General features: G+C 68.5%; 8 protein-coding genes and 1 pseudogene. 7 read left to right on the forward strand and 2 right to left on the reverse strand.

Annotation, left to right across the window (positions count from 1 at the left end; genetic code table 11):
* The 3 genes and pseudogenes from I5I_RS04715 to I5I_RS04725 form a co-directional block, all read left to right on the forward strand.
* Positions 1-516: pseudogene (locus I5I_RS04715) on the forward strand (homoserine dehydrogenase); the annotation flags it as partial.
* Positions 513-1,904 carry an aldehyde dehydrogenase family protein gene (locus I5I_RS04720; protein WP_036317060.1) on the forward strand — a complete coding sequence of 464 codons (1,392 nt, stop codon included), beginning with the start codon at positions 513-515 and terminating at the stop codon, positions 1,902-1,904. The pseudogene I5I_RS04715 and the gene I5I_RS04720, both read left to right, overlap by 4 nt.
* On the forward strand, positions 1,901-3,280 hold the full coding sequence (locus I5I_RS04725; protein ID WP_036317061.1) for an aspartate ammonia-lyase: 1,380 nt from the start codon (positions 1,901-1,903) through the stop codon (positions 3,278-3,280). The genes I5I_RS04720 and I5I_RS04725 overlap by 4 nt, the downstream gene beginning before the upstream one ends.
* A gap of 12 nt (positions 3,281-3,292) precedes the next feature.
* Here I5I_RS04725 and I5I_RS04730 read toward each other — a convergent pair whose 3' ends face one another.
* Entirely contained in the window at positions 3,293-3,736 is a 444-nt protein-coding gene (locus tag I5I_RS04730; protein ID WP_036317062.1) for an Lrp/AsnC family transcriptional regulator, read from the reverse strand.
* Positions 3,737-3,862: 126 nt separating this feature from the next.
* Here I5I_RS04730 and I5I_RS04735 point away from each other — a divergent pair, with 126 nt between their 5' ends.
* The 4 genes from I5I_RS04735 to I5I_RS04750 all read left to right on the forward strand — a co-directional run bounded on the left by I5I_RS04735 (position 3,863) and on the right by I5I_RS04750 (position 8,598).
* Positions 3,863-5,068, forward strand: coding sequence for a trans-sulfuration enzyme family protein (locus I5I_RS04735; protein ID WP_036317064.1), 1,206 nt, complete (start codon positions 3,863-3,865; stop codon positions 5,066-5,068).
* A 155-nt stretch (positions 5,069-5,223) separates the two neighbouring features.
* Positions 5,224-6,294 carry an aspartate-semialdehyde dehydrogenase gene (locus I5I_RS04740; protein ID WP_036317066.1) on the forward strand — a complete coding sequence of 357 codons (1,071 nt, stop codon included), beginning with the start codon at positions 5,224-5,226 and terminating at the stop codon, positions 6,292-6,294.
* Between the two features lie 202 nt (positions 6,295-6,496).
* Entirely contained in the window at positions 6,497-7,972 is a 1,476-nt protein-coding gene (locus tag I5I_RS04745; protein ID WP_036317068.1) for a malate:quinone oxidoreductase, read from the forward strand.
* A 23-nt stretch (positions 7,973-7,995) separates the two neighbouring features.
* Complete coding sequence (locus I5I_RS04750) at positions 7,996-8,598, forward strand: thymidine kinase (protein ID WP_036317070.1); 603 nt, start codon at positions 7,996-7,998, stop codon at positions 8,596-8,598.
* Here the strand turns inward: I5I_RS04750 and I5I_RS04755 are convergent.
* Positions 8,591-9,250 (reverse strand): DUF1295 domain-containing protein (locus I5I_RS04755; RefSeq protein WP_036317072.1); only part of this gene is annotated, 660 nt, incomplete at its 5' end. The genes I5I_RS04750 and I5I_RS04755 overlap by 8 nt on opposite strands.

Genomic DNA, 9,250 nt, shown 5'->3' on the forward strand with positions numbered 1-9,250 from the left:
TCACGGCACGAGCACTACGTTCTCGGCCGGATGGAGAGCGGTCTGTCCCTCGACGCCGCCGTCGCCGAGGCGCAGCAGCTCGGTTACGCCGAAGCAGACCCGACTGCCGACATCGGCGGCTCGGACGTGCAGCTGAAGGTCGTGATCCTGGCGAACGAGGTCCTCGGCGCCGACATCACGCCCGCCGATGTCACATGCGAGGGCATCGTCGGCGTGACACCCGAAGACATCGCACGCGCCGCTGCCGAGGGTGCGCGGTGGAAGCTCATCGGCTCGGCGCGCCGTGATGAGACGGGAGCGGTCGTCGCGAGCGTTCGCCCCGTGGCGCTGGCCGCCACCCACCCCCTCGCCGGCGTGTCCGGGGCCACCAACGCCGTCTCATTCGACACCGACCTGCTCGGCACCGTCACGGTGTCCGGACCCGGCGCTGGGCGCGTCGAGACGGCCTACGCACTGCTGTCGGACATCATCGCGATCGACGCCGCGCAGCACGCCCCGATCGAGGTGGGGTCGTGAGCGCGCCGGTGATCGAGAACGACCTGATCGTGACGTCGCCCTTCGACGGCGTGATCATCGGCACCGTCGTACAGAGCGGACCGGACGAGATCGACGGCGTCCTCGATCGTGCGCGCACGGGCGCGGCGATCTCCCGCGATCTCTCCCGCTTCGCACGGCACGAGGTCCTCGAGCGCGCCGCGGCGCTCCTTCGGGAGCGGGCGGACGAGGCCGCTGCGCTCATCGTCGCCGAGGCGGGCAAGACCATCCGCCAAGCGCGCAAGGAGGTGCGGCGGGCCACGATGACGCTCTCGCTCTCGGCGGATGCCGCGCGCTCGCACCCCGGCGAGGTGATCGCCTTCGACGCCTTCGAGGGCTCGGAGAGCCGGCGCGGCTGGTTCACGCGCGAACCGCTCGGCATCATTGTGGCGATCACCCCGTACAACGACGCGTTGAACCTCGTCGCGCACAAGCTGGGCCCCGCCATCGCCGGCGGCAATGGCGTGATCCTCAAGCCCTCTCAGTTCACGCCGCTGACGGCGCGGTTCCTGGTCGACCTGCTGATCGAGGCCGGACTTCCCGACGAGATCGTCACCGTCGTGCACGGTGACCGGCATCTCGCGCAGGCGCTCGTCGCCGCCCGCGAGGTGCGCATGGTCTCCTTCACGGGCGGCTTCGCGACGGGTGAAGCGATCGCGCGACACGCGGGACTGAAGAAGCTCGCGATGGAACTGGGCGGGAACGCGCCCGTGCTCGTGTTCGCCGACGCCGACCTCGACGCCGCCGCAGAGGCGTGCGTCTCGGGCGCGTTCTGGGCAGCGGGACAGAACTGCGTGGGTGCGCAGCGTCTGCTCGTCCAGCGATCGGTGTACGACGCCTTCCGCGAACGCGTCGTCGCTCGCACCGCAGCTCTTCGTGCCGGAGATCCGACGGACGAGGCCACCGATGTCGGCCCGATGATCACGGAGGATGCCGCGCGGCGGGCCGAGCGACTCGTGGCCGACGCCGTCGCCGCGGGGGCACGCGTGCTCGTCGGCCATCGTCGCACCGGATCGGTCTACACTCCGACCGTCGTCGAGAACGTCCCCACTTCGTGCGAACTCTGGGCCGACGAGGCGTTCGCCCCCGTCGTGACGCTGGTTGCCTTCGACACGGAAGACGAAGCGATCGCGCTCGCAGAAGAGCCGGAGTATGCGCTCCATGCCGCCGCGTTCACGTCCGACATCGCGCGCGCCCTGCGTGTCGCCGATCGGCTCGAGGCCGGCGGGGTCATGATCAACGACTCCTCCGACTACCGTGTCGACAGCATGCCCTTCGGCGGAGCCAAGTACGGCAGCATGGGCCGTGAGGGCGTCCGGTTCGCCTACGAGGAGATGACGCAGCCCAAAGTCATCTGCATCAACGCATGAACGCCGTGCGGGTGGAGCGCGACGCGCTCGGTCAGTGGGAGGTCCCCGCTGACGCGTACTGGGGTATCCACACGGCACGTGCGCGTCGGAACTTCGAGATCAGCGGGACGCCGATCTCCCGGCATCCCGCTCTGGTCGCTGCGCTCGCCGAGGTCAAGCTCGCTGCCGCGACGGTCAACGCCGCCCACGGACTCATCGACCCGCTCATCGGCAGGGCGATCGTCGCCGCGTGTCGACGCATCATCGCGGGTGAGCTGCACGACCACTTCGTCGTCGACGTGATTCAGGGCGGCGCCGGCACGAGCTCCAACATGAACGCGAACGAGGTCATCGCCAACGCAGCGCTCGAAGCACTCGGAATCGCGCGCGGCCGCTACGACGTCGTCCATCCCATCGACCACGTCAACCGCAGTCAGTCGACCAATGACGTGTATCCGACCGCGATCCGGCTCGCGACCGTCCGCGCCCTGCGGCGACTCGCCCCCGAGCTGACGGCGCTCGCGGCATCGTTCGAGGACCGCGGCGACGCGTTCGCCGGAATCCGCAAGATCGGGCGCACCCAGTTGCAGGACGCCGTGCCGATGTCGCTCGGCGACGAGTTCACCGCGTTCGCGGCGGCGATCTCAGAGGATCTGCGCCGTCTCGAGGAGACGGTGCCGCTCCTGTTGGAGTGTTCCCTCGGCGGTACCGCGATCGGCACCGGGGTCACCGCTGACGCGGCGTACCGGGGCGACATCGTCGCCGCGCTCGCGGCGGCATCCGATCTGCCCGTCACCCCCGCGGCGCATCTGTTCGAAGCGAGCTGGGATACCAGCGCCTTCCTGCAGACCTCGAGTCTGTTGCGGCGGATCGCGGTCAAGCTGTCGAAGATCAGCAGCGACCTGCGACTGCTTTCCAGCGGACCGCAGACGGGGCTGGGTGAGATCCGCTTGCCCGCGCAGCAGGCCGGGTCCTCGATCATGCCAGGAAAGGTCAACCCCGTCATCCCGGAGGCGATGAACCAGGTCGCGTTCGCGGTCATGGGTGCCGACGTCACGATCGGCATCGCCGCCGAGTCCGGGCAGCTGCAGCTCAATGCGTTCGAGCCGGTGATCGCGCACAGTCTGCTGCAGGCGATCGAGTGGCTGACGAACGGTGTGCGGATGCTGCGGGAGCGTTGCGTCGACGGTATCCGCGCGCGGGAGGAGACGCTCGAACGCAATATCAGCGTCGCCGTCGGGGCCGTGACGGCGCTCGTTCCGGCCATCGGGTACGAGGCGGCCGCCCGGGCCGCGCACCAGTGCCTGGCGACGGGGGAGTCGCTGGTCGACGCCGTGGTTGCGCACGCGGGCATCGATCGGGACGAGGTCGCGCAGCTTCTGGCGGCGGCGCGGTGACGCGCAGCCGGTTCAGCTGCGGTCGATCGCGCGCGTGAGGGAGACGGCAGTGACGGTGTTGGCTACGCCCGGAATCGCGGCGACCTGTTCCCAGATCTGCCCGATGCGATCCATCGTGGCGGCGTGGAGTGTGACGAACAGGTCGTACTCGCCCGACAGTACATCGCAGCGGACCACTTCGGGGATGCCGCGCAGGGTCGCGATGACGCGGTCATCGCGCATGCGGTCGGAGCGGTACACCATGACGATCGCCGTCACTCCTCGCGCCGCCGCCGCTCCCGGCACGACCGTGTACCCGGCGATCACGCCGTCGCGCTCCATGCGTTCCATGCGCTGCTTGACGGCGTTGCGCGAAAGGTGCACGCGCGCTGCGATGGCGACGAGGGGCACGCGCGCGTCGGCCGTGAGAGCCGCGAGGATCTCGCGGTCGATGTCGTCGAGGGTGCCGCTGATCATGCTGACTCCGTGCATTAAAAGCAATTGTGAATGTTAATAAGGCACACTAGCGTGGAGGTGCGTACTGCGGAAGCGGGATCGCGCCGCGGGACGTGACAGACGCCGATCCGCTTTCAGGAGGACCTCATGAGTGCACGCCCCGACCGTCGACGCGGCGAGAGCCTGTCCGATCTCAGCCTCGCCGTCCACGGCGGCATCCATGTGGATTCGACGCGCGCCCTGCGCACTCCGCTCGTGATGGCGAACTCATATGCCCTTCCGGAGGACCCCAGCGAGATCAGCTGGTCGGCGACCGCGCCCGGGCTCTACACGCGCAACACCGGCGTCAATCAGCAGGCGTTGCAGGACAAGCTCGCGGCGCTCGAGGGCGGGGAGGATGCCGTGGCTCTCGCCTCCGGCGTCGCCGCCCTGCATGCCGTCTTCTTCACTCACGTGCGCGTCGGCGATCACGTCGTCGTCAGTGACGAGACGTATGAGGCGACGTGGCGGCTCTGGACCGAACTGCTGCCGGGGCGCTACGGCATCGAAGCGACGTTCGTCGACATCAGCGACCTCGACGCCGTCCGCGCCGCGATGCGGCCGCAGACCCGGCTGGTGTGCATCGAGACCATCGCGAACCCCACCACGAAGGTCGCCGACGTGGCCGCGCTCGCCGAGATCGCGCACGCGAGCGATGCCCTGCTCATGGTCGACTCGACGTTCACGCCCCCGCCGCTGTATCGCCCGCTGCACGATGGCGCCGACCTCGTGGTCCACTCCCTCACGAAGTACATCAACGGTCACGGCGATGCGATGGGCGGGGCCGTCATCGGCCGCCGCGAGCTGATCGAGCCGATCAAGGCCGACGCCATGGTCGATGTCGGCGGTGTCATCTCGCCCTTCAATGCGTGGCAGATCCAGCGCGGCTCGGTCACGCTTCCGTTGCGGATGCGCCAGCACACGGCATCCGCGGCCGCGATCGCTGCCTTCTTGGAGGATGACCCGCGGGTCGCCTTCATCCGGTACCCGGGCCTTCGCACTCATCCGGACCACGCGCTCGCGACGCGGCAGTTCACGGCTGGGTTCGGCGGCATGATGGCCTTCGCCGTCGACGGCGATCCCGATACGCAGAACCGGTTCGTGTCGCGGCTGCGGCTGATCACGTCGGGGTTCTCGCTCGGCCACGACGACTCACTGATCGTTCACACGGGCACCGGGGGTGGGCGCGTCGCCGCGTACCCCGAGGAATTCCGCCGCTGGGGTCACCTGCGACTGTCGGTGGGCCTGGAAGACACCGCGGATCTGTTGGCCGACATCGCCGCCGCGCTCGACGAGACGTTCGACGGGCGCTGACCACCGGACATGCGCACAGTGGCAGGAATGCGCGCCTGCGCGACCGGATGCCGCCGTCATGCGGCGTCGGCCCATGCGGCGCGGCCGGTAGAATCGCGGCATCCGCCCGTTCGGGCACGTTCTCTCCGTTCACGGCATCGCTGCAAGGATCCCTCATGACCCGCATCTCTGACTCAGGACTCTCTGTCGCCGTCGTCGGCGCCACCGGACAGGTCGGCACGGTCATGCGCGAGATTCTCGCCGAACGGGCCTTCCCGATCCGTGAGCTCCGCCTGTTCGCCACGGCGCGCTCGGCCGGCACGGCTGTCGAGTTCGGCGGCGAGACCATCATCATCGAGGACGTCGCCACCGCCGATCCCACCGGCATCGACATCGCGCTGTTCAGCGCCGGTGCGACCGGCTCGCGTGCGCACGCCCCGCGTTTCGCCGAGGCCGGCGCAGTCGTCATCGACAACTCGAGCGCCTGGCGCATGGACCCCGAGGTGCCGCTCGTCGTCAGCGAGGTCAATCCCCACGCGACGGTGAACCCGCCGAAGGGCATCATCGCCAATCCGAACTGCACGACGATGGCGGCCATGCCGGTGTTGAAGCCGCTCGACGCCGCGGCCGGGCTGGAGCGACTGGTCGTCAGCACCTACCAGGCCGTGTCGGGCTCGGGCCTCGCCGGCGCGCAGGAGCTGCTCGGTCAGGTCGAGGGCGTTCTTGCCCAGGGGCACACGCTCGATCTCGTGCACGACGGCAGCGCACTCGACTTCCCGCAGCCGGAGAAGTACGTCGCGCCCATCGCGTTCGATGTGATCCCCTTCGCCGGCAACCTCGTCGACGACGGCGACAACGAGACCGACGAAGAGAAGAAGCTCCGCAACGAGAGCCGAAAGATCCTCGAGCTTCCCGACCTTCGCGTCGCCGGCACGTGCGTGCGCGTGCCGGTCTTCACCGGGCATTCGCTGTCGATCCACGCCGAGTTCCGCGACGACATCACGCCCGAGCGGGCGCGCGAGATCCTGGCATCCGCTCCCGGTGTCGTTCTCGAAGAGGTGCCCACCCCGCTGCAGGCCGCCGGCAACGACCCCAGCTACGTCGGCCGCATCCGTGCCGACCAGTCCGCGCCCGAGGGCAAGGGGCTGGTGCTCTTCATCAGCAACGACAACCTCCGCAAGGGCGCCGCGCTCAACGCCGTGCAGATCGCCGAGATCGTCGCCACGCGACTGACCGCCGCCGCCTGACGGCGGTCCGAGCACCGCTCACCGCGAGACCGCCTGACTGCGAGACACGGTCCGCGCACCGAAACACCGCCGGACGGCGCGTGTCTCGGTGCGGAACTCGTTTCTCGCGGAATTGAGCGGTGCGAAAGAACCGCAAGAGTTGACGGCGGTGGATGCCGCGCCTCGCGGAGGCCGTGGAAAACGGCGCCTAGACTGGATCATTGTGAGTGAACCCGTCGACGTCGTCCTGATCGGCGGTGGCATCATGAGTGCCACCCTCGGAACCCTCCTGAAGCAGCTGCAGCCGGACTGGAAGATCGTGGTGCTCGAGCGCCTCAGCGACGTCGCCGAGGAGTCCTCCAACGCCTGGAACAATGCCGGCACGGGACACGCGGCGCTCTGCGAGCTCAACTACATGCCCGAGGCCAAGGACGGATCGGTCGACCCTGCCAAGGCGATCTCGATCAACGAGCAGTTCCAGCAGAGTCGGCAGCTGTGGGCGAGCCTGGTGGAGCGCGGCATCCTCGATGCGCCGTCCACCTTCATCAACGCGACCCCCCACATGACCTTCGTGCGCGGCGAGAAGGATGTCGCGTACCTCAAGAAGCGTTACGAGGCGCTGCGCACGCAGCCGCTGTTCGAGGGCATCGAATACTCCGAGGACTCCCGCGTCATCAATCAGTGGGCACCGCTGCTCATGCACAAGCGCAAGAAGGCCGACGAGCCTTTCGCGGCCACGCGCGTTCCGGCCGGCACCGACGTCGACTTCGGTTCACTGACCCGTCAGCTCTTCTCCCATCTCGCCGACCAGGGCGTCGATGTCGTCACCAATCGCGAGGTGCGAAAGCTCCGCAAGAACGCGGACGGCACGTGGAACGTGTCGTACCGTCACACGCTCGGGCGTACGCCGGGGAGCTTGTCGGCGCGGTTCGTGTTCGTGGGCGCGGGTGGCTGGGCGATCAAGCTGCTGCAGTCCTCGCGCATTCCGGAGATCTCCGGCTACGGCGTCTTCCCCATCGGGGGGCAGTGGCTCAAGACGTCCAACCCCTCGCTCGTCGCGCAGCACAAAGCCAAGGTCTACTCGCAGGCCTCCGTGGGGGCGCCCCCCATGTCGGTGCCGCATCTGGACACCCGCGTCGTCGACGGTGAGACCTCGCTGTTGTTCGGGCCGTTCGCGACCTTCAGCCCGAAGTTCCTGAAGAACGGCCGCATCACCGACATCGTCGCGCAGGTGCGTCCCGGCAACATCGGTCCGATGTTGAAGGTCGCCATCGACAATCCGGGCCTGATCAAGTACCTGGTCAGCGAGCTGCTCAAGAGCCACAAGCGCAAGGTCGATGCGCTCCGCGAGTTCATGCCGACCGCGAAGGCCGAGGACTGGGAGCTGCTGCAGGCCGGCCAGCGCGCCCAGGTCATGAAGAAGGATCCGCAGAAGGGCGGCGTGCTGCAGTTCGGCACCGAGGTCGTCACCTCGGCCGACGGGTCGATCGCCGGTCTGCTGGGAGCCTCTCCGGGAGCGTCGACCGCGGCATCCATCATGCTCGGCCTGCTGAAGACATGCTTCCCCGACCACATCTCCGCGTGGGAGCCGGAACTGAAGGCGCTGATCCCGAGCTACGGATCGACTCTCAACGGCGACCCGGCCGCCGCGGAGGCGTCGCTCGACGCTACCGCCGGCGTGCTCGGCATCAACCGCTGATCCGGGGTCGGGGCGGCACGGGCATGGCGAAGCTGTACTTCCGCTACGGGGCGATGAACTCCGGCAAGTCGACGGCCCTGCTGCAGGCGGCATTCAACTACGAGGAACGCGGACAGCACGTGCTGCTGGCCAAGCCCGAGATCGACACGAAGGGTGCCGATCAGATCTCCAGCCGACTCGGCGTGGAGCGTCAGGTCGACTTCCTCATCGCTGCGGATGCCGATCTGCGCGCCCTCGTCGCCCAGCACGCCGCCCGCTACGACGGACGGGTGGCGTGTCTTCTCATCGACGAGGCGCAGTTCCTCACCCCGGCCCAGGTCGACGACCTGTTACGGATCGTCGTCGACGACGGCATCCCCGCCCTTGCCTACGGCATCCGTACCGACTTCCAGACGCGCGCCTTCCCCGGCTCGGCCCGGCTTCTGGAGCTCGCCCACAGCCTCGAAGAGCTGAAGACCATCTGTCGCTGTGGGCGCAAGGCGCTGTTCAACGCGCGACTGGTCGGTGGTCGGTTCGTCTTCGACGGCGACCAGGTCGCCATCGACGAGCTGTCGCACGAGAAGGTCACCTACGAGTCGATGTGCGCGGAGTGCTACCTGCGCGAGTCGGGCGGCCGGCTCAGCTGACGCGCGCCCCGTCGCGGCGGCGCGGCAGCGGGACCAGCATCGAGGTCGTCCTCCGGTACTGGGCGTATGCGGGGTACTTCGCAGCGGAGATCGACTCGGTGAACACGGTCGACCCGACGAACAGGAGCGTCAGCAGGATGGCCCCGACGATCGTCGGGTTGAGCACGCCGCCCCACACGCCGGCTCCGGAGGCGACCGCGGCCGTCGCGCCGAACGCGTAGAACGCCCACCACTGGGCCTGCTCGAAGAAGAAGTTCGGATGCCGGCTGTAGGCGAAGAGCCCCGTCGCGAGGAAGCCGTCGGCGCTTCCGCGCGCTTTTGCCTGATGGAAGTCCCACTGCTGCTGATCGGCGACCGTCTCACCGATGAGGAATCCGACGAAGAGCGCGGCGATGAGCGCATCGGCCGCCGTGAGCGGAGCCGGATGAGTCCTCGCCCACTCCGCGGGGAGCGTGATCAGGACGAGCAGCGTCATCTGGTACAGCACGATGAACACCAGGTTGAAGACCTGGAACCGTGCGGGCGACATCCTGCCGCGCAGGATCGCCCACCGGTAATCCTCCACCCCGGAGTAGCCGCCCTTCCGCGCGAAGTTGAAGGTCAGCCGCGCACCCCACGCCGTCACGAGCGCCGCCATCAAAACAGGCGCCCG

It is taken from the genome of Microbacterium sp. B24 (assembly GCF_000333415.1).
Classification (GTDB): domain Bacteria; phylum Actinomycetota; class Actinomycetes; order Actinomycetales; family Microbacteriaceae; genus Microbacterium.